The organism is Thalassobaculum sp. (genome assembly GCF_965223715.1).
Taxonomy (GTDB): Bacteria; Pseudomonadota; Alphaproteobacteria; order Thalassobaculales; family Thalassobaculaceae; genus Thalassobaculum.
The window spans coordinates 3747059-3771420 of sequence record NZ_OZ245012.1; the positions used below are offsets into that span (position 1 = coordinate 3747059).

Genomic DNA, 24362 nt, shown 5'->3' on the forward strand with positions numbered 1-24362 from the left:
ACACCGGCGACAACGATGAGGTCGAAGGCTCATGGCGACTAAGACAGCAACGGCGGCTCAGAACGACGACGAGGACACCCGCGAAGAGGGTGCCGCGCCGGACGGGCCGCTGCTGGACAATATCAACCAGGCGGTCAAGAACCTCATCAAGAAGGGCAAGGAGCGCGGGTACCTCACCTATGACGAGGTGAACTCGGCGCTGCCCCAGGAGGAGATGTCCTCCGAGCAGATCGAGGACATCATGAGCGCCCTCAGCGAGATGGGCGTGAACGTCGTCGAGAACGAGGACGACGGCGACAAGGACGAGGACAAGGGCGACAGCGACGGCGCGGTGGCCGGCAACGTCTCCGACGAGGATGTCGGCCGGACCGACGACCCGGTGCGCATGTATCTGCGTGAGATGGGCTCGGTCGAGCTGCTGTCCCGCGAGGGCGAGATCGCCATCGCCAAGCGCATCGAGGCCGGCCGCGAGATGATGATCGGCGGCATCTGCGAGAGCCCGCTGACCATACGCGCCCTGGTGCACTGGCGCGACCAGCTCAAGGACGGCGCCATCCTGCTGCGCGACGTCATCGACCTGGAGGCGACCTACGGCGCCGAGAACGCCCCGGCGGCACCGGCCTCCGACGACAGCGACGACGGCGAGGACACCGGCTCGCAGAAGGCCGAGGGCGCGGAGAGCGAGGACGAGGACGAGGACGGCGAGGACGGCGAGGACAACAACCTGTCCCTGTCGGCGATGGAGCAGCAGCTCATCCCGCAGGTGCTGGAGAACTTCGACAAGATCGCCGACACCTACGGCAAGCTCGCCAAGATGCAGAAGCGCCGCATCGAGAAGCTGACCCGCGGCGAGGAGCTGGCCCGCACCACCGAGCGCAAGTACGAGAAGCTCAAGGGCGAGCTGATCGAGGCGATGGAGAGCGTGCGCCTGAACAACGGCCGTATCGAGGCTCTGGTCGAGCAGCTCTACTCCCTGAACCGCCGCATGACACAGGTGGACATGCAGCTCTGGCGCATGGCCGACAGCGTGAAGGTGCCGCGGCAGTCCTTCATGGAGGAGCATTTCGGCAACGAGCTGGAGCCCGGCTGGGGCGAGCGGGTGGCGAAGAAGGACGCCCGCTGGGCCCGGTTCTTCGAGAGCTACGGCGACCAGATCGAGAACCACCGCGCCGACCTGGCGCTGATCTCGGCCGATGCCGGCCTGCCGATCAGCGAGTTCCGCCGCATCGTCCAGACCGTGCAGAAGGGCGAGCGCGAGGCCGGCCGCGCGAAGAAGGAGATGGTCGAGGCGAACCTGCGCCTGGTGATCTCCATCGCCAAGAAATACACCAACCGCGGCCTGCAGTTCCTGGACCTGATCCAGGAGGGCAATATCGGCCTGATGAAGGCGGTCGATAAGTTCGAATACCGCCGCGGCTACAAGTTCTCGACCTACGCCACCTGGTGGATCCGGCAGGCGATCACCCGGTCGATCGCCGACCAGGCCCGCACCATCCGCATCCCCGTGCACATGATCGAGACGATCAACAAGCTGGTGCGCACCTCGCGCCAGATGCTGCATGAGATCGGCCGCGAGCCGACCCCGGAGGAGCTGGCCGAGAAGCTGGTGATGCCGCTGGAGAAGGTGCGCAAGGTCCTGAAGATCGCCAAGGAGCCGATCAGCCTCGAGACGCCGATCGGCGACGAGGAAGACAGCCATCTCGGCGACTTCATCGAGGACAAGAACGCGGTCCAGCCGCTGGACGCCGCCATCCAGGCGAACCTGCGCGAGACCACCACGCGGGTGCTGGCCAGCCTGACGCCGCGCGAGGAGCGCGTGCTGCGCATGCGCTTCGGCATCGGCATGAACACCGACCACACCCTGGAGGAGGTCGGCCAGCAGTTCAGCGTGACCCGCGAACGTATCCGTCAGATCGAGGCCAAGGCGCTTCGCAAGCTCAAGCACCCGTCGCGATCTCGGAAACTGCGCAGCTTCCTCGACTACTGATCCCTTGCCTGAGGACGACATGGGGTGGGGCGTCCCACGGACAGAGAAGATCCGCCGGCCAGGACCGCCGCGGCAGACCGGAACTCCTTGATGCAGCGCGGCCTGAGCCGGTTGTACCGGTTCAGGTCCGTCCGCATGGCCTTCCTGGCCGTGACGCTGCCGCTGGTGATCGCGGTGGTGGGCGGTTTCTTCGTCCTGCTCGAGGTCGAGACCTACGAGGACGCGGTCGAGCGGCTGGAGATGAAGCTCGACCGGATGCTGGCCAGCAACGCGGTCATGCTGGCCCGGGCGGTATGGGAGCGTAACGAGGTCCTGATCGCCACCCAGGCCGCCCCGGCCCTGATCGATCCCGACCTGATCGGCATTTTCATCACCGACCGCGACGGCCGCCCGCTCGCCGCGTTCGGCGCGCGCGAGACGCCCCAGGGCAAGTCGATCATCCGCGAGGCGCCGATCAGCTATGCCGTCGGCACCGACCTGCAATATGCCGGCCGGCTCGAGCTGGTGATGACCGATGCCGGCATCCGGGCCTCGGCCCGGTCGCGCATCCTGGTGCTGGTCGCCTTCGCCATCCTGCTGAGCGTCGCCATCGTCTTCGCCACCCAGGCGGCCTTCGACCTGGTGATCGGCCGGCCGCTGAAGGAGCTGCAGAAGGCGATCGACAGCACCCGTCTCGGCGCGCCGCGCGAGGAGGTGCAGTGGCACGGCGCGGACGAGGTTGCCCGGGTGATCGAGGCCTTCAACCGGATGCAGCGCCGCCACACCGCCTACGAGACCGCCCTGGACGAGGCGCGCATCGACCTGGAGAAGCGGGTCGAGGAGCGCACCGGCGAGCTGAAGCGGGCCCGCGACGAGGCCCGCGCCGCCAACCGCGCCAAGAGCGCCTTCCTGGCCAATATGAGCCACGAGCTGCGCACCCCGCTGAACGCCATCATCGGCTTCGCCGAGGTGCTGAAGAACCAGAAGTTCGGCCCTCTGGGGGACGAGCGCTACAGCAGCTATGCCGAGATCGTGCGCACCAGCGGCACCCATCTGCTGGACCTGATCAACGACCTGCTCGACCTGTCGCGGGCCGAGGCCGGCGGCCTGATACCGGCGGAATCGACCATCGCCATCGACGCCCAGATCCGCCGGGCCATCGACATGAGCCGGCCGGAGATCGACGCCTCCGGCGTGACGGTCACGGTCGAGGTCGACGAGGCGGTGCCGCCGCTGCGCGCCGACGCAAGGCTGATCCTGCAGCTTCTGTCCAACCTGATCACCAACGCGGTGAAGTTCACCCGCCCCGACGGCACGATCACCATCGGTGCGTCGATCGACGACCGCCGCTCGGTGTCGGTCTATGTGGCCGATACCGGGATCGGCATCCCCGAGGACCAGATCGAGAAGGTCCTGGAGCCGTTCACCCAGCTCGATACCCGCCTGCACCGGGAGCACCGGGGGGCCGGGCTGGGCCTGCCCCTGTGCCGGGCCATCGCCCAGGCCCATGGCGGCCAGCTGCTGATCGAGAGCACCTTCGGCGAGGGCACCCGGATCACCGTCACCCTGCCGCCCTGGCGCGCCCTGCCGCCGAACGACGAGCCGGCGCCGGCCGCACCCTGAGGGTCAGGGCGTGCGGCTGACCAGCTCCGTGTCGGTATAGGGAACGATCTGCGGCCAGATCGCGTCGGCGATCTCGATGTTGTTCTGCAGTTCCAGATCCCAGATCGCCTTGGTCGCCGGGTTCAGCAGCAGGTAGAGCCTCCCGTCGACGATGCGCCAGGCGGTGGGATCGGTCGGGAATTTCCGGCCGGTGCGCACCCCGTAGGCGCAGAACCCGCCATAGGCCGGCTTGTAGCGCTGCGGGTCGGCGGCGAAGCGGCGGCGGTTCTCCTCACTGGCGAACCGGTAGACCGCGCCGCCGGACTCATGCTCGTGGGCCCGCAGGCCCGGCACCGGCGCCCCCTCGGTGAAATAGGCCACGGGGTCGTAGCCGTTCACGGCGATCCGGCCTTCAAGCAGGTGGAGGGTGACCCCCGGCTCGGCCCTGCCCGGGCCGGCGGCGGCGATCAGGGCGAGCGTGACGAGCAGGATCGGCATCCCGATCCTGGGCAGACGGACTCCGGTCGTTCGCAGCATCATGTTTCTCGACGAATGATGGCCCCCACGACCAAGTCCGGAACCATACCGGACAGAAGTCCGGCCGCCAATTCTCAGGAATGCGCCCGAACCGGAAGCCTTGACCCGACCGCCGCCGCCCCATGTTGATGGTGATGCTCGCGCCGCTCGCCAACCGCACGTTCCGGCACCTGTTCGCCGCCCAGGTGACCAGCCTGGTCGGCACCGGCCTGACGACGATCGCCCTGGCCCTGCTGGCCTACGACCTGGCGGGCGGCGATGCGGGGCTGGTGCTCGGCATCCTGCTGGCGGCGAAGATGGTGATCTATGTCGCCCTGGCGCCGCTGATCGGGGCCGTGGTCGCCCGGTTCGACCGCCGCCGGATGCTGGTCGCCCTGGATGTCGCCCGTGCCGCCATCGTGCTCGGCCTGCCCTTCGTCACCGAGATCTGGCAGGTCTACGCCCTGTTCCTCGCCCTGCACGTCTGTGCGGCCGGCTTCACCCCGGCCTTCCAGGCCACCGTCCCCGACGTGCTGCCGGATACCGAGGCGTACACGCGCGCGCTGGCGCTCTCGCGTCTCGCCTACGACATCGAGAACCTGGCGAGCCCCGGCCTCGCCGCCCTGGCGCTCACCGTGGTGTCCTACGACGTGCTGTTCGCCGCCAACGCCGCCACCTTCGGGCTCTCGGCGGCCTTGATCCTGTCCTGTAGCCTGCCCCGGCCGGCGGCGAAACAGGTCCGCGGCTTCGTCGACCGGGCGACCCAGGGGTTGCGGATCTTCCTCGCCACCCCGCGGCTCCGTGGCCTGTTCGCCCTGTATTTCGCGGTCTCCGCCGGCGGGGCGCTGGCCATCGTCAACACGGTGGTGCTGGTGCGCGACCGCCTCGGCGGCGGCGAGAGCGAGGTGGCGCTGCTGATGGCGGTGCTCGGCGGCGGCTCGATGATCGCGGCCCTGTCCCTGCCCCGGCTGTTGGAGCACGTGTCGGAGCGCAGTGTCATGCTGACCGGCGGCGGGCTGATGACGGTCGCGATCCTGGCCGGGTCGGCCGGGCAGGGGTTCGCGCCGCTGGCCGCCGCCTGGGCAGTTATCGGGTTCGCCGGGTCGCTGATCGGCACCCCGGCGGGGCGGGTGATCACCCGCTCATCGGATGAGGAGTCGCGGTCCGCGGTCTTCACCGCGCAGTTCGCGCTCAGCCACTTCTGCTGGCTGGTCGCCTATCCGCTGGCCGGCGTGCTGGGACGGCTGGAGGAGGTCTGGATCGCCTTCGCCGTGCTGGCGGCCCTGGCGGCGGCGGGGACGGCGGCGGCCGCCCTGCTGTGGCCGGCGGACGACGCGGCGGTGCTGACCCACGAGCATCCGGAGCAGGAGCATACCCACGAGCATGTCCACGATGCCCACCACCAGCACCGCCACGAGGGCTGGGAAGGTCCGGAGCCGCACAGCCATCCGCACCGCCACGGCCCGCTGCGTCATGCCCATGCCTTCGTGATTGACGACCACCATCCGACCTGGCCGCGCGGCTGATCGGGACCAAGGACGGGGCTAGAGCAGGCGTTCCAGGAAGATCGTCTCGGCGATCGGCGTGTCGTAATAAGCGGCCCGGGGGGTGAAGCCGAGCTTGCCGTACATGGCCACCGCGTCGCCCATGCGGCTCGGCAGGGTGTCCAGCACCATGGCGGCGAAGCCGGCCGCCCGGCCATGCGCCATCGCCGCCTCGCCCAGGCGCCGACCGAGGCCGAGACCGCGTCCCGCCGGCCGGACATAGAGCCGCTTCATCTCGCAGATCCCCGATCCGAGCTTCGGCAACGGCTTGACCGCGACGCCCCCGAGGGCCGCCCCGTCCTCGGCGCGCGCCAGCAGGATTCCGCCCGGCGCAGCGTAGACCCGGTCCAGGGCCGCCAACTCCGCTTCCAACCCCTGATAGCCGAGATCGATCGCCAGCCAGTCCACATACTCGCGGACCAGGGCGGCGAAATCGGCCCGGTCGGCCTCGGTGGCCGCCGGCGCGATGGTGACCGTCGGACTCATGGCATGACCAGCTCGCCGCGCATCATGGCGACACAGCGCCCGCCGACCCGGATCGCCGTCGTCGCCCCGCCGGCCCGATCGACCTCGCCCAGCAGCAGCGAGGGGCGGCCCATCTCCACCCCCTGGGCAATGCGCAGGGCCATGGTGCCCTCCGCCGGCCCGTCGAGCTCCGCCAGCAGGCCGAGCAGCGCGCCGTTGGCGCTGCCGGTGGCGGGGTCCTCGTCGATGTTGTCGAGCGGCGCGAACATGCGGGCCCGCACGTCCACGTCGTCGCCGCCGGTGCGCACGTAGCAGTGGATGTCGTAGACCGGCAGATGGGCGAGGCGGCTCTCGAACTCGGCCCGGATCGGCCGGGCAGCCTCCAGTGCCGCCCGGTCGGCCAGTTCCACCAGGATGAACTCCAGCCCGACCGTGCCGCCGACCGGCGGATGGCGGTCGGTGCGGATGGCGGTGGCCTCCAGGCCCAGACAGGCGGCGATATCCGCCACCGGCACCGGCGCGCCGCGCCGGAAGAGCTGCGGGGTGGTGAGCTGGGCGCCGACCGGCTTGCCGCCCTCGCTCAGGATCGCGATCGGCACCAGCCCGGCCCCCTCCTCGAAGCGGACCGCCTCGCCGACCGGCCGGCCGAACAGACTGCCCCGCCAGGCGACCACCGTGGCGGTGCCCACATTGGGGTGGCCGGCGAAGGGCACCTCGCGGGTCGGGGTGAAGATCCGCACCCGGGCGGTGTTCGCCGGATCCTGCGGCGGCAGCACGAAGGTGGTCTCCGAATAGCCGAACTCGACGGCGATCGCCTGCATGCGCTCGGCCGACAGGGCCTCGCCGCCGAACACCACCGCCAACGGATTGCCGCCGAACGGGGTCTCGGTGAACACGTCCACGGTCTCGTAGGTCAAGGTCATTTCACCGCTCCTGAATTCCGTCTGTGCATCGCCCTTCGACACGCCCCCGCCGACGCGGGGGCCGCTCAGGGTGAGGCCCTTTCTTTACTCTCCGCCCCTCGCCCGTCATCCCGGATCGTCCCCCGGTGAGACCCGGCCCGTCCCCGGATCAATCCCGGATTAAATCCGGGACGGGGCCGTCCGGGATGACGGGGGAAGACGGATAGAGGAGCATGCCCCGAACAGGGCCCCGGCGATCAGCCGGGGGCCGTGTCGAAGGGCCTGCCTCCGCCTCACCCCTCGATGCTCCCCGTCATCACCCGCACCGAGCGGCCGCCGATGCGCACGGCGGTGCTGGTGCCGTCCGCGTGGTCGACCGCCCCCCGGATCAGCGAGGGGCGGCCCATCTCCACCCCCTGGGCGATCCGCTGCCGCAGGGTCCCGCTGCCGGTCTCCAGCGTGCCGAGCAGGCCCATCAGCGCCCCGCAGGCGCTGCCGGTGGCCGGATCCTCGGCGACGTTGCGGATCGGCGCGAACATGCGCGCGCGGATGTCGAGATCGGGCTCCGCCACCCGGGCGTAGCACAGGATCGCGCCGTTGGCCGCGACCTCCGGCTGGTCGGCGAAGCGGGCGGTCACCGGCGTCGCCCGGCGGATCGCCTGGGCATCGCTCAGCTCGGCCAGGATGAAGGGCAGGCCGACGGAGCCGATTACCGGCGCGTGGCGGGCGGTGGTCACCGCCGAGACGTCCAGACCGAGACAGGCCGCCACCTGGTCCGCCGGCACCTCCTGGTGGCGGGAGAAGGCTTCCGGCGCGGTCAGCGTGGTCGCGGTGACGGCGCCGCCCTCGCGGGTCAGGGCCACCGGCACCACGCCGGCGATCTCCTCGAACAGCACCGTGTCGCCCAACGGCCGGCCGAACAGCTCGCCGCGCCAGCCGACCACGGCGGCGGTGCCGACGTTGGGATGCCCGGCGAATGGCATCTCGCGCTTGGTCGAGAAGATCCGCACCCGCGCGGTGTGCGCCGGGTCTTCCGGCGGCAGGACGAAGGTGGTTTCCGAGTAATTGAACTCGCGGGCGATCTGTTGCAGCCGCTCGGCCGGGAGCCCCTCGGCCCCGAACACCACCGCCAGCGGGTTGCCGCCGTAGCGGGTGTCGGTGAACACATCCACGGTCTCGAAACTCAGGGTCATTCCTTGTTCCTCAAAAGCGTTGGCTGCACCTCACCCGTCCGCGCCGGCACCCCGGCACGTCATCCTTCCGCCGATGGTTTGCCCTCAGTCGACCAGGGCGATGTTGATCCGGCGGTTCTGCTTTCCCTTGTTCTCGATCTTGGTCACGTCCAGCCGGCCGATCTCGCCGGTACGCTTCACATGGGTCCCGCCGCAGGGCTGGTAGTCCACGGCGTCGCCGATGCGGATCATCCGCACCGTGCCGGCCCCGGTCGGCGGCTTCACCGACATGGTGCGCACCAGATCCGGGTTGGACTCGAGCTCCGAATCCGTGATCGACCCGATGGTCACCGCATGGTCGCCGGCGATCACCGCGTTCAGCTTCTCGGTCAGGGCCTCCTTGTCCGGCACGTTCTCCGGCTCCAGGTTGAAGTCCAGCCGGCTCTTGCCGTCGCCCACCTGGCCGCCGGTCACCCCACCCTCGACCAGCGAGCACAGGACGTGCATCGCCGTGTGCATCCGCATCAGCCGATGGCGGCGGTCCCAGTCGATGGTGGCCGTCACGACGTCACCCTCGGCGAGGTCCGCAGCTCCCTCGCCCGGGACATGGACGATCCCCGTGACCGTCTTGCCCTTGCGGGTGTCGGCCACCGGGACGGTCCGCCCGTCGGCCGTCGTCAGGGTCCCGACGTCGCCGGGCTGGCCGCCGCCGGTCGGGTAGAAGACGGTGCGGTCGAGCACGATGCCCTCCTCGCTCACCGCCACCACCTTGGCCTCGCAGGATGTGAGGTAGGAGTCCTCGCGGAACAGCTCCTCGGTCATGATCCACCTTTCGCGTCGAATCTCATGGCGTCAGGACGTCCCCGTCAGGACCTGGCGGTAGACGTCCATGTCCACATTACCACCGGACAGGATCACGCCAACCTTGCGTCCCTGCCAGCGGTCGCGCACCTGCATCAGCCCGGCCAGCGGCACCGCCCCGGCCCCTTCCGCAATGTTGTGGGTGTCGGTGTAATAGGCCCGCATGGCGTCCGCGATCTCGGCGTCGGAGACCTTGATGATCCCGGCCGCCCCCGCCTTGATCCGCTCGAAGGCGGCGGCGTTCGGCACCCGGCAGTCGACCCCGTCGGCGATAGTCGGCGCGCTGGAGGCGTTGGTGGAGACCGGATGGCCGGCCGCGAAGCTGAGCGCATAGGCCGGCGCCGTCTCCGACACCACGCCCCAGACCTCGGCCTTGGAGCCGACCGCGTCGCGCGCCTGCATCACCGCGCAGATGCCGGAGCCGAGCCCGATCGGCACGAACACCGCCTCCAGGTCCGGGGCCGCCGTGAACAGCTCCAGGCCGTAGGTCGCGACCCCGTCCACCAGCCGGTCGTGGAAGCTGGCGAACATGTGCAGGCCGCGCTCCTGCGCCAGGTCCTGGGCGTATTCGAAGCTCTCCTGGAAGTCGCGGCCGTGGACCAGCAGCTCGCCGCCCCAGGCCCGCATGGCGGCGTTCTTCTCCACTGAATTGCCTTCCGGCACCACGACGGTGGCCGAGAGCCCGGCCCGCCGGGCGGCGATGGCCACCGACTGGCCGTGATTGCCCCGTGTGGCGGCGATCACGCCGGTCACCTCCGGCTGGGTGCGGCGCAGGTGGTCCACATAGACCGAGCCGCCGCGGATCTTGAAGGCGCCGGCCGGCGTGTGGTTCTCGTGCTTGACCCAGACCTCGGCCCCGACCCGGTCGCAGAGCAGCGGCCAGGCGTATTGCGGGGTCGGCGCCATGACCGAATAGACGATCTCGGCGGCGGCATTGATGCGGTCGAGGGCATCGCTCTGGGTCATCGGCTCGTTCCCTGTCTCGACACAGTCCCGGTCTGATCCGTCGCCCGATCTGTCACTGGGACAATGTTTGAATTGTCTTTCTGATTGTCCGGCATATTGTCTCCCTTCAATCGGTTCAAGCGGAACATTGTCACCATGACGCATTGGCTGCCCGATATCGACCGCCGCGCCGGGCCGCGCTACCGGGCCATCGCCGAGGCCATCGCCGACGACATCCAGGCCGGCCGGCTGGCCGTGGGCACCCGGCTGCCGACCCATCGCGACCTCGCCTGGCGCCTGGGGGTGACCGTGGGCACGGTCACCCGCGCCTATAAGGAGGTGACGGCCCGGGGGCTGGTCGACGGCGAGATCGGCCGCGGCACCTTCGTGCGCGACCCGCGCACCCATGGCTGGGGTAGGAACTCAGACAGCGAGCCGGCCCCGGTCGATATGGGCCTGAACTTCCCGACCGAGATGGCGGAGTCCGAGGCGGCCCTGCGGGCGACCCTGGCGCAGATCGTCGCCGACCCGCGCGAGCTGCGGCTGGCCGATTACGACACCAATGGCGGACGGCGCGAGCACCGGGCGGCCATGGCGCAGTGGATCTCGGGCTTCGGGGTGGACGCGACGGCGGAGACAACCCTGATCACCGCCGGCGCCCAGCACGCGATCTCCTCGGCACTGCAGGCGCTGACCGAGCCGGGGGACGTGGTGCTGTGCGATCCCTTGACCCATCCGGGCTTCATCGGCGTGGCCTCGATCCTGCGGCTGCGCACGGTGGGCGTGGAGTGGGACGAGCACGGCATGGCGCCCGACGCGCTGGACGCCGCGATCCGCCACCACCGGCCCAAGGCGCTGTTCCTCATTCCGACGGTGCACAACCCCACCTCGCTCACCTTCGCCGAGCCGCGCCGGCGGGAACTGGCGCGGGTGGTCGAGCGCTACGGCCTGCCGGTGGTCGAGGACGACCTGTACCGGGCCTATGCCGATGCGGACGTGCCGGCCCCGCTCTCCGCCTTCGCGCCAGAGCACGTGATCTACCTGACCAGCGCGTCGAAACACCTGTCGCCGGGGCTGCGGATCGGCGCCCTGCACATGCCGCCGCGGATGCGCACGCGCGGCCGGGCCGCGATCCGGGATTCGATCTGGATGGCCTCCCCGCTCAATGCCGAGGTGGCGACCCGCTGGCTCGCCGACGGGACGGCGGACCGGCTGCGCGAGGGCAAGCGGCGGGCGCAGATCCGCCGGGCCGACGCCGCCCGCCAGATACTCGGCCCCCTGGTCTCGATCCGCTCGGAGGCAAGCCCCCATGCCTGGCTGCGCATCCCCGACACGTGGGAAGGGGTGGATCCGGCAGCGGCGCTGCTCGAGAAGGGCGTGGTGACCACGGCGGGAGAGGTCTTCGCCACGGTGACCGGGGCGGGACGCAACCGCATCCGCCTGGCACTGGGCCGCCCGCGCAGCGACGACGAGGCGATCGCCGGGCTGCATATCGTGGCGGAAACCCTGCTGCACGGCCCGGCGGAGGACCGCGCCTTCATGTGAGACGTCAGGAAAGGGCGGCCAGGATCGCCTCGGCCACCGGCTCCGGGGTCAGGATCGGCGCCATATGGCCGATGCCGGTCAGCGACGTCACCGTCGACCGGGGCAGATGTCGGGCGGCACCCGCCACCATGCGCCGGGCGATCTCGGGCGAACGGTCGCCGTGAATCAAGGCGACCGGCGGGGCGGCCTGCCAGACCTCCGGGGCGATCCCGACGCTGCCGGTCGTCTCCGTCTCCGCGACCACCACCGACGCCTGGGCGGTCAGCCGGGCGCGGGCCGGCTCCGGCAGCGCCGTCCAGGCGGTGTCGTTCCAGGCCTCCACGAAGACCCGGACCGCCTCGGCCGCCCGCCCGTCGGCCAGATGACGCTGCATGGCTGCCGCCATCTCCGCCTCGGTGGCGATCAGATCCGCATCCGCTTGGCGGTCCAGGGCGTCGAACAGGATGGGCTCGAACAGCACCAGCCGGTCGAGCTCGGCCGAGGGGGCGGCCAGCAGACCCGCCAGCCCACCCATGGAATGGCCGACGATGCTGCGCGCGCCGCTCACCTCCGCCAGCCAGGTGGCGATCGCCGCATGCCCCTCGACGGCGGAGGCGGCACCGAGGACCAGGCTGTTGCCGTAGCCGTGCAGGGCGGGGGCCAGGCACTGCCACCCCGCCTCGGCCAGACGCTCGGCCAGCCCGCCATAGGCTCTCGGACCGGTCGCGGCGGCATGCAGGAGCACCAGCGGCCGGCCGCCGGGCCCCCAGCGATGCACCTCGACCTGGCCGAAGCCGGTCTGCACGGTCTCGCTCTGTCTCGCCGTCATCGCGCCCCTACGCCTCGCTTGTGTGATCCCGCACGCCCTCCCTATCATCGCGGGAAAAGACGGGAAAGGAGGGGACGGCCATGACCGTGCTGATCGCGGGCGGCGGAATCGGGGGCCTGACACTGGCGCTGAGCCTGCATCAGGTCGGCATCCCGTGCCGGCTGTTCGAGGCGGTGGAGAAGCTGGCGCCGCTGGGTGTGGGCATCAACGTCCTGCCCCATGCGGTGCGCGAGCTGACCGAGCTCGGCCTGCTGGACACACTGCTGTCACTGGGCATCCCCACCGCCCGGCTCGCCTATTACTCGCGCCGCGGCCAGGAGATCTGGTCGGAGCCGCGGGGCCGCGACGCGGGATATGCCTGGCCGCAGATCTCCATCCATCGCGGCGAGCTGCAGATGCTGCTGACCCGCACGGTGCTGGAGCGGCTGGGGCCGGACACCATCGCCACCGGCCATGTCCTGACCGGATGGGAGGAGCGCGGCGACCGCATAGCCGCCCGCTTCGCCGACCGGACCGGGGCGCAGATCGCCGAGGTGGAGGGTGACGTCCTGATCGCCGCCGACGGCATCCACTCCGCCGCCCGCGCCGCCCTGCATCCGGACGAGGGGCCGCCGATCTGGAACGGCGCGATCCTGTGGCGCGGCACCGCGGTGGCGCCGCCGTTCCTGGGCGGGCGCACCATGATCATGGCCGGCCACGAGTATCAGAAATTCGTCTGCTACCCGCTGCGCGACCTGCCCGACGGCCGCCAGCTCATCAACTTCGTCGCCGAGCGCAAGTTCAGCCCGGACCAGTCCTGGCGGCGCGAGGACTGGAACCGGGCCGGCAAGGTGGAGGAGTACCTGCCGCCCTTCGAGAGCTGGCGCTTCGACTGGCTGGACGTGCCCGGCCTGATCCGGGCAGCGGAGACGGTCTACGAATACCCGATGGTCGACCGCGACCCGCTGGACGCCTGGCGCCACGGCCGGCTGACCCTGCTGGGCGACGCCGCCCATCCGATGTATCCGATCGGGTCGAACGGGGCGAGCCAGGCGATCCTGGATGCCCGCGTGCTGACGCGGGAGCTGCTGACCGGGGGCCTGACGACGGCCGCCCTGGACGCCTATGAGGCCGAGCGGCTGCCGGCGACGGCCAGGATCGTCACCGCCAATCGGGGCAACGGGCCGGAGCAGGTCATGCAGATGGTGGAGGAGCGCGCACCGAACGGCTTCGAGCGGATCGACGACGTGTTGAACGCGGAGGAGAGGGAGGGGACGGCCGCGGCTTACAAGCGCCTTGCCGGGTTCGACAAGGACGCTCTTAACGCGCGGCCGCCCATCGTGCCGGAAGCGGCGGCCTGACCGGGGGCTGGGGCAAGCAAGTCAGACCGGCCGACGGCCGATACGAGTAGTCCCAGAGCACGACCGGTTCAGATCGACCCGATCTGAACCGTGAATCGTCCTCTAAACGATGAGAGCTGGAGCAAAGTCACACGATCATCTGTGTCCATCCGATCGCGATTTGCTCCAAGCCTTATTCCTTGGTCAGCAGGGTGCGGGCCTGGACGACGGTGTCGGTGGCCTTGCCGAACTCGCTCGCCTTGCACTGGGCATCGGCTTCTTTGATCATCGCCTCAACCTGCTTGTCGGTCTCTTCGGTGACCTCGGTCTCGTTCAGCATCTCGCGGGTGTCTTTGATCAGCTGGCCGCAGGTCTTGGCGTCGGTCGCCGGGGCGAGGCCGCGGTTGGCGTTGCCGGCGGCCGAGGCGGCGGTGGAGACGAGCGCAAGCGCGAGCGCCGCGAAGACAGCGGTGCGGATGGTGGTGAAGAACATGGGTGGAGGGGCCTCCCGGCCCGATCGCGCGTGCGGCGCGGCGCGCCCCGGTTATCGCCGGACACAGTCGCCGGGCTCCCCAGATCGCGGCGTGGAATATCCTCTGCAATGCCAAGTCTTAAAAGAGGGGAACCCATGCACCGGACGCGGACCGGCTATGCCGGTTTTGCAGATTTGGCATGCGTCCCCATATGAGGGATTGGACAGAGCGAGAGAGACAGAGGAAACCCACGATGACCGACACGTCGCCGGAGCGCACCAACGGCTATTACGGTCCCTCCGGCGAGGCCGAGCGGATCATGCAGTACGACGCCAACAAGAAGTCGGTGCTGATCGCCTATCTGCTCTGGTTCTTCCTCGGCACCTTCGCGGTGCACCGCTTCTATCTGGGCGCGGTGAAGAGCGCGCTGGTCATGCTCGCCATGTGGGTGATCTTCGGCGCCCTCTCCAGCATTACCTTCGGCGTGTTCGGCTTCCTGTTGCTGATCCCGGCGATCTGGTGGTTCCTCGACCTGTTCCTCATCCCCGGCATCGCCCGCGACAAGAACCAGGAACTGATCGCCATGCTGAGCCGCTGAGGCGGCCCGGCGGGAGCCGTCGGCCCCCAAACTTGACTCCGCGGGCGGTTGCCCGTACACAGCGCGCTTCTTGGCACAGCTTCGGCCGCCGAGACCTTAACGGGTTCCGTCCGTCCTCGAGGGTTCGAGCACGGGCGCGTTTCCGTTTGGGACAACCGGATTTGGTTTCGACCGTAACGCACCACGGGTGACGACGTGTTCGAGGGATTGAGCGAGCGTCTTGGGTCGGTCTTCGACCGCCTGAAGAAACGCGGCGCACTGAGCGAAAGCGACGTGTCGGCCGCCATGCGCGAAGTGCGCGTGGCGCTGCTCGAGGCCGACGTCGCCCTGCCGGTGGTGAAGTCCTTCATCGACCGGGTCCGCGACCGCGCGGTCGGCCAGGAGGTGATCAAGTCGGTCACCCCGGGCCAGATGGTCGTCAAGATCGTGCATGACGAACTGGTCGCCACGCTCGGCTCCGACAGCCAGGCGGTCAGCCTGAACGCGGCGGCCCCGGTGCCGATCCTGATGGTCGGCCTGCAGGGCGGCGGTAAGACCACCACCACCGCCAAGCTGGCCAAGCGGCTCGCCGAGCGCGACCGCAAGAAGGTGCTCATGGCGTCGCTCGACGTCACCCGCCCGGCGGCGCGCGAGCAGCTCCGCACGCTCGGCGAGCAGGTCGGCGTCGACACCCTTCCCATTGTCCAGGGCGAGACCGCGCTGACCATCGCCAAGCGGGCGATGACCGCCGGCCGCCTGCAGGGCTACGACGTGGTCATGCTGGACACCGCCGGCCGCACCTCGATCGACGAGGGGCTGATGGCTGAGGCGCGCTCGGTGCGCGACGCGGTCAACCCGCACGAGGTGCTGCTGGTCGCCGATGCACTGACCGGTCAGGACGCGGTCACCACCGCCACCAATTTCGACGAGCGTGTCGGCATCACCGGCATCATCCTGACCCGCGTCGACGGCGACAGCCGCGGCGGTGCCGCACTCTCCATGCGCGGCGTCACCGGCAAGCCGATCAAGGCGCTGGGTGTCGGCGAAAAGGTCACCGACCTCGAGGACTTCCACCCCGAGCGCATCGCCGGCCGGATCCTCGGCATGGGCGACGTGGTGTCCCTGGTCGAGAAGGCCGCCCAGACCATCGAGGCCGAAGAGGCCGAGAAGATGGCCGAGCGGATGATGAAGGGCACCTTCACGCTCGACGACATGGCGGCCCAGCTCAAGCAGCTCCGCAATCTCGGCGGCCTGGGCGGCGTGCTCGGCCTGCTGCCGGGCGTGGGCAAGCTCCAGAAGCAGCTCGCCGGCGCCAATATCGACGACAGCCAGCTCAAGCGCCAGGAAGCCATCATCTCCTCGATGACCAAGGCCGAGCGGGTCAACCCACGGGTCATGAACGCCTCGCGCAAGCGCCGCGTCGCCGCCGGATCGGGCACCGAGGTGCAGGACATCAACCGCCTTCTGAAGAGCCATCTGGAGATGGCCAAGATGATGAAGAAGGTCGGCAAGATGGGCGGCAAGGGCATGATGAAGGGCCTGATGGGCGGCGGCGGCATGCCGGCCCCGGGCGAGATGCCGAAGATGCCGTCCGGCGGCATGGGCGGAGGCATGGGCGGGGGCATGGGCGGCATGCCCGGTCTCGGCGGCGGGATGGGCGGTCCGCGCCTTCCCGGCCTCGGCGGCCTGCCTCCAGGATTTCCCGGCAAGCGCAAGTGAGCCTGCCGGATCACGACTAACGTATTGATCAAATTAAAGAATGTACTGAGAAAGGAACGACAATGTCACTTCGCATCCGCCTGTCCCGCGGCGGCGCCAAGAAGCGCCCGTTCTACCGGATCGTCGTCGCCGAGGCGACCTCGCCGCGCGACGGCCGCTTCGTCGAGAAGCTGGGCACCTACAACCCGATGCTGCCGCAGGACCATGAGCACCGCCTGGTGATCAAGGAAGACCGCGTGAAGCACTGGCTGTCCGTCGGCGCCCAGGCCACCGACCGCGTCCACAAGATGCTGGGCAAGGCCGGCGTGATGGATCCGTTCGTGTGGACCGAGCAGACCAAGAAGGCCGCCCCGGGCAAGAAGCGCGCCGAGCGCGAGGCCGAGGAAGCCGCGAAGGCCGCCGAAGCCGCCGAGAAGGCCGCCGCCGAGGCTGCCGCGCCGGCCGAAGAGGCTCCGGCTGAGGAAGAGAAGGCCGAGGCCTGAGCCCCGGCATGCTCGCAGAGGCCGCTGCCATGAGCGCACGCGTCTGTCTCGGGGCCATCACCGGCCCGCATGGGGTCCGGGGCCTGGTGAAGGTGAAGCCCTTCACCGAGGTGCCGGAGGACATCGCCGCCTACGGTCCCGTCGAGGACGAGACCGGGACGCGGCGGTTCACCCTGCGGGTCACCGGCGAGGCCAAGGGGCAGGTGATCGTCGCCCTGGACGGGGTCGGCGACCGCAATGCCGCCGAGGCCCTGAAGGGCCAGCGGCTCTACGTGGCGCGCGACGCTCTGCCCGAGCCTGACGACGGCAGCTTCTACCATGCCGACCTGATCGGCATGGAGGTTGTCGGCCTCGACGGCACGCTGCTCGGCCGGGTCTCCGCCCTCTACGACTTCGGCGCGGGCGACGTGCTGGAGTTCCGCGGGGCGGACGGCAAGGCGCGCATGCTGCCGTTCACCGAACAGGTCGTCCCCACGGTCGACCTGGAGGCGCGCCGCATGGTGGTCGATCCGCCGGAAGGCGCGCTGGAAGACGGGCCCGACAAGGGGTCCGAAGACTGAGGAGTGCGGTGTGGACGAGCGGAATGAGCCGCGGTCCGAGGCCCCTTCGCCCGACGGGAACGTCGTCGGGTGGCAGGCCACGGTCCTGACGCTGTTCCCGGAGATGTTTCCGGGACCGCTCGGTCTGTCGCTCGCGGGAAAGGCCCTGAATTCCGGTGTCTGGAGTCTGAAAACGCTGGACATCCGGGACTTCGCGCGAGATAAGCACCGCTCCGTGGACGATACCCCGTTCGGCGGGGGTGCCGGTATGGTCATGCGCCCGGATGTCGTGGATGCGGCATTGGCGGCGGTCGATGACAGGCCGGGTCCGCGGCTCTACCTCAGCCCGCGTGGACGGCGCTTCGATCAGGCGCGGGCGAAGGCGTTGGCGGCGGAACCGGGAGCGGTGATCGTCTGCGGGCGCTACGAGGGACTGGACGAGCGGGTGATCGCCGCCCGCAACCTCGAGGAAGTCAGCCTCGGGGATTTCGTGCTCTCCGGCGGCGAGCCGGCGGCACTGGCGATGATGGATGCGGTGATCCGCCTGCTGCCCGGCGTCATGGGGGCGGTGGACGGGTTGGCCGAGGAGAGTTTCGAAGAGGGGCTGCTGGAATATCCCCTCTATACCCAGCCTCGGGACTGGAACGGCATGACCGTCCCCGAGGTGCTGACCAGCGGGCACCACGCCAATGTGAAGGCGTGGCGGCGCCGGGAAGCGGAGACCATCACGCGGGAGCGGCGACCGGACCTCTGGGCGCGCTACCTGGAAGACAAGGAACGGGCCGAGCGTCGGTGAGACCGGGCGGCCAGAGACGGGACCAACCGCCGGAGCGAGTTCGAGCCGGCCTCGAGACGGAGACGAAGCCATGAACATCATCGAGCAGCTCAACAAGGAGCAGGTCGAGAAGCTGAGCGCGGACCGCGACATCCCCGAGTTCGCCCCGGGCGACACCGTGCGCGTCGACGTGAAGGTGGTCGAGGGCACGCGTGAGCGTATCCAGGCCTTCGAGGGCGTGTGCATCGGCCGCAACAACGACGGCCTGAACTCCTCCTTCACGGTCCGCAAGATCTCCTACGGCGAGGGCGTGGAGCGCGTGTTCCCGCTGTACTCCCCGCGGATCGCCGCCATCGAGGTGATGCGCCGCGGCAAGGTCCGCCGGGCGAAGCTGTACTACCTGCGCGGCCGCACCGGTAAGTCGGCCCGTATCGCCGAGAAGACCACCGGCTACGCCGGCAAGCTGGCCGCCAACGAGCGCGCCAACGCCGCCGAGGCGAAGGCCGCCAACAAGGCCGCCCAGGCTGCCGCCCGCGAGGCGAAGGCCGCCGAGAACAACGCGGCCGAGAGCAACGCCGAGGCGTAAGCCTCCCGAGCTTTCGGGCTGGAGAACACGGAACGCCGCGATCCCCCGGGTCGCGGCGTTCTGCGTTTCCGCACGCCCCCGTGCTTTCCCGCATGCCCACCCCTCTTTCACTCCCCGGATTTATTCCGGGGCGAGCCCATCGGCGTGCGTGGCCGGTCGAACGCCCGCCCCGGCGGAGGCGCTGCCCCGGAATGAATCCGGGGAGTGTGTGATGGGGATGGGGGTATCCGGAGCCGGGGGTGGCCCGCGCCGCTCCTCCCCTCAACCGCCCCGCCCTCACCGTCCAGCCGCCATCTTCCCAGCCCTGAACCGGGAGGGCGATGGAGAACGGCGTCTCTCTCTTCATCTCTCCCCGGAGTCATTCCGGGGCCTACGCATGGGCGAAGGTCGGACGGTGCGATTTCCCTCGGGCGCCCGTGCAGGCCCAGCCGTGGGCCCCGGAATGAATCCGGGGAGTGCCGAAGGGGTGGGGGAAAACGGGCGTGGCGACATCCGCGCCGCATTCGTCCCAACCTGCTCAACAATCCTTCCTCGTCGCTTCCCGGCCCTGTGCCGGGACCCACGGGTCGGCCGGCACGGGTGCGGGGAGCACGCAAACCGCCCGAACCGCGCCCAGCCTTAGGCCCCGGAACGCGTCCGGGGAGTGAGGAAAGAGAAAAGGGAACGCGCCGCCCGCTACTTCAGCAGCGTCCCCACCCCCACACAGGCGAGGATGGTGAGCGCGATCCAGCGGAAGGTCTTCTCGCTCGCCCTGGGGAACAGGAACCCGCCGAACGACATCCCCGCGAAATGCGGCACCGCCAGGATGCCGCCGATGGTCAGCGCCTTCACCGTGATCAGCCCGTAGAGGAAATAGGTCGCCAGCCCGACGATCCCGGTCACCAGGAAATAGCCCGACAGGTCGCCGCGCACCTGGCGCGCCGGCTCGGCGGTGGCGAGGAAATACAGCACCAGCGGCGGCCCGCCGATGCCCGTCGCCCCGCCCATCGCCCCCGCCGTCGTGGCCGCCACTAGGTCCCGCGGCCGGGTGCGGCGCACGCGGGGCAGGCCGCCGACCGCCATCACCGCCGCCAGGGTCAGCACGATCACCGAAATGCCGATCCGCAGCATCTGCGGATCCAGGCTCTTCAGCACCGCCGCCCCCAGCGGGATCGACACCAGCGCGGTCGCCGCCATGGGTGCCGTGCGCTTCCAGTCGGTCTCGCGCATGGCGATCCTGGTGACCTGGTACAGGATCGGCACCTGCAGCACCGACATCACCGGCACCGCCACCGTCGGCCCGTAGGCGAGCGCCAGCACCGGGGCCAGCACCAGGGCCGAGCCGAACCCGGCGAAGCCGCGCACCGCACCGGCCAGGAAGGCGGCACAGACGGTGAGGACCAGCATCGGCAGGTCGAGATCGGACAGCATTTCCGTCATGAAGCAGGCTCGGATGGTCGTCGGAACGGATACGAAAGGCGGGCGGAGCACGAATCAGGCGTGAAACCGCCCCCGTGCAAAGCGTTCTTGCGCGTTTCACGGTTTGCCTGCAACCCACGTCCTTGTACAGTCCGGCGCTCGAAACAAGCGGTTCCGGCCAACGGGACGCGACACGACGCAAGAGAGAGACCGGCCGCCGACGGAGCCCTGCCCGCTCCGGACCCGCGCGGCCCCCATGCTTTAGGAGGAACCGGCAGCCATGGCGACGCCCCGCACGCTGTTCGACAAGATCTGGCAAAGCCACCTGGTGGACGTTCAGGACGACGGTAGCTGTCTCATCTATATCGACCGCCACCTGGTCCACGAGGTCACCAGCCCGCAGGCCTTCGAGGGCCTGAAGCTGGCCGGGCGCAAGGTGCGCCGGCCCGACCTGACCCTCGCGGTCGCCGACCACAACGTGCCGACCTCCGACCGCTCCAAGGGGATCGAGGACGAGGAGAGCCGGATCCAGGTCGAGACCCTGGAGAAGAACGTCAAGGAATTCGGCGTCCCGTACTTCCCGGTGATGGATGTCCGCCAGGGCATCGTGCACATCATCGGCCCGGAGCAGGGCTTCACCCTGCCGGGCATGACCATCGTCTGCGGCGACAGCCACACCGCCACCCACGGCGCCTTCGGCTCGCTGGCCTTCGGCATCGGCACCTCCGAGGTCGAGCATGTGCTCGCCACCCAGACCCTGCCCCAGGCGCCGGCCAAGAACATGCGCATCACGGTGGAAGGCAAGGTGCCGGAGGGCGTGACCTCCAAGGACGTGATCCTGGCGATCATCGGCAAGATCGGCACCGCCGGCGGCACCGGCCATGTGGTGGAGTTCGCCGGCGAGGCGATCCGCGAGATGTCCATGGAAGCCCGCATGACGGTCTGCAACATGACCATCGAGGCGGGGGCCCGCGCCGGCATGATCGCCCCGGACGAGACCACCTTCGCCTATCTGAAGGGCCGCCCGATGGCGCCGAAGGGTGCAGCCTGGGAGCAGGCCGTCGAATACTGGAAGACCCTGCCGTCGGACGAAGGGGCGACCTACGACAAGGAAGTCGTGCTCAAGGCCGAGGACATCATCCCGCAGGTCACCTGGGGCACCAGCCCGCAGGACGTGGTGCCGGTCACCGGCCACACCCCCGACCCGGCCGCCGAGAGCGATCCGGGCAAGAAGGCCTCCATCGAGCGCTCGCTCGCCTATATGGGCCTGGCGCCGAACACCCCGATGACCGAGGTGAAGATTGACAAGGTCTTCATCGGCTCCTGCACCAATGGCCGCATCGAGGACATCCGCGCCGCCGCCGCCGTGGCCAAGGGCCGCAAGGTCGCCGCGAACGTCTACGCCATGGTCGTCCCGGGCTCCGGCCTGGTGAAGGAGCAGGCCGAGCAGGAGGGCCTCGACGTCATCCTGAAGGAGGCCGGCTTCGACTGGCGCGAGCCGGGCTGCTCCATGTGCCTGGCGATGAACGCCGACAAGCTGGAGCCGGGCGAGCGCTGCGCGTCCACCTCCAACCGGAACTTCCAGGGCCGGCAGGGCCCGGGCGGGCGCACCCATCTGGTGAGCCCCTCCATGGCCGCCGCCGCCGCCGTCACCGGCCATCTGGCCGACGTGCGGTCCCTGGCGAACTGAGGTCCAGGCGATGGCAGCGGGAACCGACGCCGAGTGGACGGGTGGCTGCCTGTGCGGCCGCGTGCGCTACCGCGCGACCGGCACCCCGCTGCGGCCGCATTACTGCCATTGCCGCATGTGCCAGCAGGCGACCGGCGGTCCGTTCGCAGCCCTGGTCGGCTTCGACAAGGGCAGCTTCGAATGGACGGGGGCGGAGCCGAAGCGCTACCGCTCCTCGCCGATCGCCCAACGCGGCTTCTGCGGGGACTGCGGCACGCCCCTGACCTACGAGAAGGACGGGGCCGCCCACGTCTCGGTCACCATCGCCAGCCTCGACCGGCCGGACGCTGTCCCGCCCCAGGCCCATTGGGGCGTGGAGAGCCGCCTGTCCTGGCCGAACATCCATGACGGACTGCCGGGGGAGCGAACCGAGGATGTCGCTCCGTCGCCGCAATCCTGATCTGACAAGAACGCCCCATCCGGGAGGAGAACACCGATGGAGAAATTCACCCAGCTGCGCGGCACCGCCGCTCCGATGGACATGATCAACATCGACACCGACATGATCATTCCCAAGCAGTACCTGAAGACCATCAAGCGCACCGGCCTCGGCAAGCACGCCTTCGCCGAGATGCGCTACAACGACGACGGCAGCGAGAAGCCGGACTTCGTGCTGAACAAGCCGCAGTACCGCAACGCCCAGGTCATCGTGGCCGAGGACAATTTCGGCTGCGGGTCGAGCCGCGAGCACGCCCCCTGGGCGCTGCTCGACTTCGGCATCAAGTGCGTGATCTCCACCAGCTTCGCCGACATCTTCTACAACAACTGCTTCAAGAACGGGATCCTGCCCATCAAGGTGACCCGCGAGCAGCTGCGCGAGCTGATGGACGACGCCAACAAGGGCTCCAACGCGGTGCTGGAGATCGACCTGGAGAACCAGACGATCGGCCGGCCGAACGGCGAGAGCGTGCCGTTCGAGATCGACGCCCACCGCAAGCACTGCCTGCTGAACGGCCTCGACGATATCGGCCAGACCCTGCAGCAGGCCCCGAAGATCGACAGCTTCGAGGAGAAGCGCAAGGCGGCGATGCCCTGGGCCTGAGCCCGGTCGATCCATCGACAATGAACCGGCGGGACACTCCCGCCGGTCGCGAAAAACAACCGATTTGCTTCGCCTCGCCCCTTTGTTTAAGGAATTGCGCGGGGTGAAGAGGGATTTCTGGAGGGAAGCGGGTTATGGCGTCGAACAAGAAACTGCTGGTGCTGCCGGGTGACGGCATCGGCCCCGAGGTCGTGGGTGAGACCCTGCGCATCGTCGACTGGATGGCGAAGAAGCGCTCGGTGTCCTTCGACATCGAGGAAGGTCTGGTCGGCGGTGCCGCCTATGACGCGCACGGCACCGCGCTCACCGACGAGACCATGACCGACGCCACCCATGCCGACGCCGTCCTGTTCGGCGCAGTCGGCGGCCCGAAATACGACGACCTGCCGTTCGAGCTGAAGCCGGAGCGCGGCCTGCTGCGCCTGCGCAAGGAAATGGATCTGTTCGCCAACCTGCGTCCGGCGATGGTCTTCCCGTCCATGGTCGAGAACTCCTCGCTGAAGCCGGACTTGGTGTCGGGTCTCGACATCATGATCCTGCGCGAGCTGACCGGTGGCGTGTATTTCTGCGAGCCGCGCGGCATCGAGGACCTGCCCGACGGCACCAAGCGCGGCTTCGACACCCAGGCCTACACCACGCCGGAGATCGAGCGCATCGGCCGGGTCGCCTTCGACCTCGCCCGCAAACGCCGCGGCAAGGTGACCTCGGTGGAGAAGGCCAACGTCATGATGTCCGGCGTGCTGTGGCGCCAGGTCATGACCAACCTGCACAAGGCCGAGGGCGAGGGTCTCGAATACGAGAACATGTTCGCCGACAACTGCGCCATGCAGCTCGTCCGCGCGCCGAAGCAGTTCGACGTGATCGTCACCGACAACCTGTTCGGCGACCTGCTGTCCGACTGTGCCGCCATGCTGACCGGCTCGCTCGGCATGTTGCCGTCGGCGTCGCTCGGTGCGGAGGATCCGACCACCGGCAAGCGCCACGCCCTGTACGAGCCGGTCCACGGCTCCGCCCCGGACATCGCCGGCAAGGGCATGGCCAACCCGATCGCCGAGATGCTGAGCTTCGCCATGCTGCTGCGCTACAGCTTCGACATGGGCGAGGACGCCGATCTGCTGGAAAAGGCGATCGACAACGTGCTGGCCGGCGGCATGCGCACCGCCGACATCATGGCCCCGGGCAAGGCGAAGGTCTCCACCGCGACCATGACCGACAGCATCCTGAAGGAACTGGACAAGCTGGTCTGATCCGCCCGCCGGTACCCTTTCGCCCCTTCCCGTCGTCCTGACGCAAGTCAGGACCAACCCACCGGCCCCGCGCCCCTACCGGCGTGGTGGCAGGCGCAGGGGGCTTGATCCTGGTTTGCATCAGGATGACGGCGGGGTGTTGGCCGCCTT

At 69.4% G+C, this 24362-nt stretch carries 24 protein-coding genes; 15 read left to right on the forward strand and 9 right to left on the reverse strand.

Annotated elements, in window-relative coordinates; translation table 11 throughout:
• Positions 1 to 31: 31 nt before the first annotated feature.
• On the forward strand, positions 32 to 1987 hold the full coding sequence (gene rpoD, locus ACOQOP_RS17285; protein ID WP_420563055.1) for an RNA polymerase sigma factor RpoD: 1956 nt from the start codon (positions 32 to 34) through the stop codon (positions 1985 to 1987).
• Positions 1988 to 2077: 90 nt separating this feature from the next.
• A complete protein-coding gene (locus tag ACOQOP_RS17290; protein ID WP_420563056.1) occupies positions 2078 to 3589 on the forward strand; it encodes a HAMP domain-containing sensor histidine kinase in 1512 nt (503 codons plus the stop codon).
• Positions 3590 to 3592: 3 nt separating this feature from the next.
• On the opposite strand, the gene ACOQOP_RS17295 is transcribed toward ACOQOP_RS17290, so the two are convergent.
• Positions 3593 to 4105, reverse strand: coding sequence for a YHS domain-containing (seleno)protein (locus ACOQOP_RS17295; RefSeq protein WP_420563057.1), 513 nt, complete (start codon positions 4103 to 4105; stop codon positions 3593 to 3595).
• A gap of 134 nt (positions 4106 to 4239) precedes the next feature.
• On the opposite strand from ACOQOP_RS17295, the gene ACOQOP_RS17300 reads away from it, so the two are divergent.
• A complete protein-coding gene (locus tag ACOQOP_RS17300) occupies positions 4240 to 5610 on the forward strand; it encodes an MFS transporter (RefSeq protein WP_420563058.1) in 1371 nt (456 codons plus the stop codon).
• 18 nt (positions 5611 to 5628) lie between these two features.
• Here ACOQOP_RS17300 and ACOQOP_RS17305 read toward each other — a convergent pair whose 3' ends face one another.
• From ACOQOP_RS17305 to ACOQOP_RS17325, 5 genes are all read right to left on the reverse strand, one after another.
• Positions 5629 to 6114, reverse strand: a complete 486-nt coding sequence (locus ACOQOP_RS17305; RefSeq protein WP_420563059.1) for a GNAT family N-acetyltransferase — start codon at positions 6112 to 6114, stop codon at positions 5629 to 5631.
• Positions 6111 to 7016, reverse strand: coding sequence for a PhzF family phenazine biosynthesis protein (locus ACOQOP_RS17310; protein WP_420563060.1), 906 nt, complete (start codon positions 7014 to 7016; stop codon positions 6111 to 6113). The genes ACOQOP_RS17305 and ACOQOP_RS17310 overlap by 4 nt, the downstream gene beginning before the upstream one ends.
• Positions 7017 to 7288: 272 nt before the next feature.
• Entirely contained in the window at positions 7289 to 8188 is a 900-nt protein-coding gene (locus ACOQOP_RS17315) for a PhzF family phenazine biosynthesis protein (RefSeq protein WP_420563061.1), read from the reverse strand.
• 84 nt (positions 8189 to 8272) lie between these two features.
• Positions 8273 to 8989 (reverse strand): alanyl-tRNA editing protein, encoded by a 717-nt coding sequence (locus ACOQOP_RS17320; protein WP_420563062.1) that lies wholly within the window; start codon positions 8987 to 8989, stop codon positions 8273 to 8275.
• Between the two features lie 30 nt (positions 8990 to 9019).
• The gene (locus tag ACOQOP_RS17325; protein WP_420563063.1) at positions 9020 to 9994 is read right to left on the reverse strand and encodes a threonine dehydratase; all 975 of its coding nucleotides are present in this window, start codon (positions 9992 to 9994) and stop codon (positions 9020 to 9022) included.
• 135 nt (positions 9995 to 10129) lie between these two features.
• On the opposite strand from ACOQOP_RS17325, the gene ACOQOP_RS17330 reads away from it, so the two are divergent.
• The gene (locus ACOQOP_RS17330) at positions 10130 to 11518 is read left to right on the forward strand and encodes a PLP-dependent aminotransferase family protein (RefSeq protein WP_420563064.1); all 1389 of its coding nucleotides are present in this window, start codon (positions 10130 to 10132) and stop codon (positions 11516 to 11518) included.
• A gap of 4 nt (positions 11519 to 11522) precedes the next feature.
• On the opposite strand, the gene ACOQOP_RS17335 is transcribed toward ACOQOP_RS17330, so the two are convergent.
• Positions 11523 to 12326 (reverse strand): alpha/beta fold hydrolase, encoded by an 804-nt coding sequence (locus tag ACOQOP_RS17335; RefSeq protein ID WP_420563065.1) that lies wholly within the window; start codon positions 12324 to 12326, stop codon positions 11523 to 11525.
• Positions 12327 to 12406: 80 nt separating this feature from the next.
• Between ACOQOP_RS17335 and ACOQOP_RS17340 the strand changes: the two genes are divergently transcribed.
• Positions 12407 to 13666: a flavin-dependent oxidoreductase gene (locus tag ACOQOP_RS17340; protein ID WP_420563066.1), complete on the forward strand. Its 1260-nt coding sequence runs from the start codon at positions 12407 to 12409 to the stop codon at positions 13664 to 13666.
• Positions 13667 to 13838: 172 nt separating this feature from the next.
• Here ACOQOP_RS17340 and ACOQOP_RS17345 read toward each other — a convergent pair whose 3' ends face one another.
• Complete coding sequence (locus ACOQOP_RS17345; RefSeq protein WP_420563067.1) at positions 13839 to 14138, reverse strand: hypothetical protein; 300 nt, start codon at positions 14136 to 14138, stop codon at positions 13839 to 13841.
• Positions 14139 to 14371: 233 nt separating this feature from the next.
• On the opposite strand from ACOQOP_RS17345, the gene ACOQOP_RS17350 reads away from it, so the two are divergent.
• The 6 genes from ACOQOP_RS17350 (at position 14372) to rplS (ending at position 18796) form a co-directional block, all read left to right on the forward strand.
• Entirely contained in the window at positions 14372 to 14716 is a 345-nt protein-coding gene (locus tag ACOQOP_RS17350) for a TM2 domain-containing protein (protein ID WP_420563068.1), read from the forward strand.
• 195 nt (positions 14717 to 14911) lie between these two features.
• The gene (gene ffh / locus ACOQOP_RS17355) at positions 14912 to 16414 is read left to right on the forward strand and encodes a signal recognition particle protein (RefSeq protein WP_420563069.1); all 1503 of its coding nucleotides are present in this window, start codon (positions 14912 to 14914) and stop codon (positions 16412 to 16414) included.
• Positions 16415 to 16476: 62 nt separating this feature from the next.
• A complete protein-coding gene (gene rpsP, locus ACOQOP_RS17360) occupies positions 16477 to 16896 on the forward strand; it encodes a 30S ribosomal protein S16 (protein WP_420563070.1) in 420 nt (139 codons plus the stop codon).
• A 29-nt stretch (positions 16897 to 16925) separates the two neighbouring features.
• Positions 16926 to 17456 carry a ribosome maturation factor RimM gene (gene rimM / locus ACOQOP_RS17365; RefSeq protein WP_420563071.1) on the forward strand — a complete coding sequence of 177 codons (531 nt, stop codon included), beginning with the start codon at positions 16926 to 16928 and terminating at the stop codon, positions 17454 to 17456.
• A gap of 103 nt (positions 17457 to 17559) precedes the next feature.
• Complete coding sequence (trmD, locus tag ACOQOP_RS17370; protein ID WP_420566540.1) at positions 17560 to 18231, forward strand: tRNA (guanosine(37)-N1)-methyltransferase TrmD; 672 nt, start codon at positions 17560 to 17562, stop codon at positions 18229 to 18231.
• Positions 18232 to 18301: 70 nt separating this feature from the next.
• Positions 18302 to 18796 carry a 50S ribosomal protein L19 gene (rplS, locus tag ACOQOP_RS17375; protein WP_420563072.1) on the forward strand — a complete coding sequence of 165 codons (495 nt, stop codon included), beginning with the start codon at positions 18302 to 18304 and terminating at the stop codon, positions 18794 to 18796.
• A 675-nt stretch (positions 18797 to 19471) separates the two neighbouring features.
• Here rplS and ACOQOP_RS17380 read toward each other — a convergent pair.
• Positions 19472 to 20215 carry a sulfite exporter TauE/SafE family protein gene (locus tag ACOQOP_RS17380; RefSeq protein ID WP_420563073.1) on the reverse strand — a complete coding sequence of 248 codons (744 nt, stop codon included), beginning with the start codon at positions 20213 to 20215 and terminating at the stop codon, positions 19472 to 19474.
• 259 nt (positions 20216 to 20474) lie between these two features.
• On the opposite strand from ACOQOP_RS17380, the gene leuC reads away from it, so the two are divergent.
• The 4 genes from leuC to leuB all read left to right on the forward strand — a co-directional run bounded on the left by leuC (position 20475) and on the right by leuB (position 24212).
• Entirely contained in the window at positions 20475 to 21884 is a 1410-nt protein-coding gene (gene leuC, locus ACOQOP_RS17385; protein ID WP_420563074.1) for a 3-isopropylmalate dehydratase large subunit, read from the forward strand.
• A 10-nt stretch (positions 21885 to 21894) separates the two neighbouring features.
• Complete coding sequence (locus tag ACOQOP_RS17390; RefSeq protein WP_420563075.1) at positions 21895 to 22323, forward strand: GFA family protein; 429 nt, start codon at positions 21895 to 21897, stop codon at positions 22321 to 22323.
• 36 nt (positions 22324 to 22359) lie between these two features.
• Positions 22360 to 22965 carry a 3-isopropylmalate dehydratase small subunit gene (gene leuD, locus ACOQOP_RS17395; protein ID WP_420563076.1) on the forward strand — a complete coding sequence of 202 codons (606 nt, stop codon included), beginning with the start codon at positions 22360 to 22362 and terminating at the stop codon, positions 22963 to 22965.
• A gap of 134 nt (positions 22966 to 23099) precedes the next feature.
• Positions 23100 to 24212: a 3-isopropylmalate dehydrogenase gene (gene leuB / locus ACOQOP_RS17400; protein WP_420563077.1), complete on the forward strand. Its 1113-nt coding sequence runs from the start codon at positions 23100 to 23102 to the stop codon at positions 24210 to 24212.
• Positions 24213 to 24362 lie beyond the last annotated feature (150 nt).

Bases quoted from the DNA above. Each gene is read 5' to 3' on its own strand.
- rpoD (WP_420563055.1), top strand. From the start codon at position 32: ATGGCGACTAAGACAGCAACGGCGGCTCAGAACGACGACGAGGACACC.
- ACOQOP_RS17290 (WP_420563056.1), top strand. From the start codon at position 2,078: ATGCAGCGCGGCCTGAGCCGGTTGTACCGGTTCAGGTCCGTCCGCATG.
- ACOQOP_RS17295 (WP_420563057.1), bottom strand. From the start codon at position 4,105: ATGCTGCGAACGACCGGAGTCCGTCTGCCCAGGATCGGGATGCCGATC.
- ACOQOP_RS17300 (WP_420563058.1), top strand. From the start codon at position 4,240: ATGCTCGCGCCGCTCGCCAACCGCACGTTCCGGCACCTGTTCGCCGCC.
- ACOQOP_RS17305 (WP_420563059.1), bottom strand. From the start codon at position 6,114: ATGAGTCCGACGGTCACCATCGCGCCGGCGGCCACCGAGGCCGACCGG.
- ACOQOP_RS17310 (WP_420563060.1), bottom strand. From the start codon at position 7,016: ATGACCTTGACCTACGAGACCGTGGACGTGTTCACCGAGACCCCGTTC.
- ACOQOP_RS17315 (WP_420563061.1), bottom strand. From the start codon at position 8,188: ATGACCCTGAGTTTCGAGACCGTGGATGTGTTCACCGACACCCGCTAC.
- ACOQOP_RS17320 (WP_420563062.1), bottom strand. From the start codon at position 8,989: ATGACCGAGGAGCTGTTCCGCGAGGACTCCTACCTCACATCCTGCGAG.
- ACOQOP_RS17325 (WP_420563063.1), bottom strand. From the start codon at position 9,994: ATGACCCAGAGCGATGCCCTCGACCGCATCAATGCCGCCGCCGAGATC.
- ACOQOP_RS17330 (WP_420563064.1), top strand. From the start codon at position 10,130: ATGACGCATTGGCTGCCCGATATCGACCGCCGCGCCGGGCCGCGCTAC.
- ACOQOP_RS17335 (WP_420563065.1), bottom strand. From the start codon at position 12,326: ATGACGGCGAGACAGAGCGAGACCGTGCAGACCGGCTTCGGCCAGGTC.
- ACOQOP_RS17340 (WP_420563066.1), top strand. From the start codon at position 12,407: ATGACCGTGCTGATCGCGGGCGGCGGAATCGGGGGCCTGACACTGGCG.
- ACOQOP_RS17345 (WP_420563067.1), bottom strand. From the start codon at position 14,138: ATGTTCTTCACCACCATCCGCACCGCTGTCTTCGCGGCGCTCGCGCTT.
- ACOQOP_RS17350 (WP_420563068.1), top strand. From the start codon at position 14,372: ATGACCGACACGTCGCCGGAGCGCACCAACGGCTATTACGGTCCCTCC.
- rpsP (WP_420563070.1), top strand. From the start codon at position 16,477: ATGTCACTTCGCATCCGCCTGTCCCGCGGCGGCGCCAAGAAGCGCCCG.
- rimM (WP_420563071.1), top strand. From the start codon at position 16,926: ATGAGCGCACGCGTCTGTCTCGGGGCCATCACCGGCCCGCATGGGGTC.
- trmD (WP_420566540.1), top strand. From the start codon at position 17,560: ATGTTTCCGGGACCGCTCGGTCTGTCGCTCGCGGGAAAGGCCCTGAAT.
- rplS (WP_420563072.1), top strand. From the start codon at position 18,302: ATGAACATCATCGAGCAGCTCAACAAGGAGCAGGTCGAGAAGCTGAGC.
- ACOQOP_RS17380 (WP_420563073.1), bottom strand. From the start codon at position 20,215: ATGACGGAAATGCTGTCCGATCTCGACCTGCCGATGCTGGTCCTCACC.
- leuC (WP_420563074.1), top strand. From the start codon at position 20,475: ATGGCGACGCCCCGCACGCTGTTCGACAAGATCTGGCAAAGCCACCTG.
- ACOQOP_RS17390 (WP_420563075.1), top strand. From the start codon at position 21,895: ATGGCAGCGGGAACCGACGCCGAGTGGACGGGTGGCTGCCTGTGCGGC.
- leuD (WP_420563076.1), top strand. From the start codon at position 22,360: ATGGAGAAATTCACCCAGCTGCGCGGCACCGCCGCTCCGATGGACATG.
- leuB (WP_420563077.1), top strand. From the start codon at position 23,100: ATGGCGTCGAACAAGAAACTGCTGGTGCTGCCGGGTGACGGCATCGGC.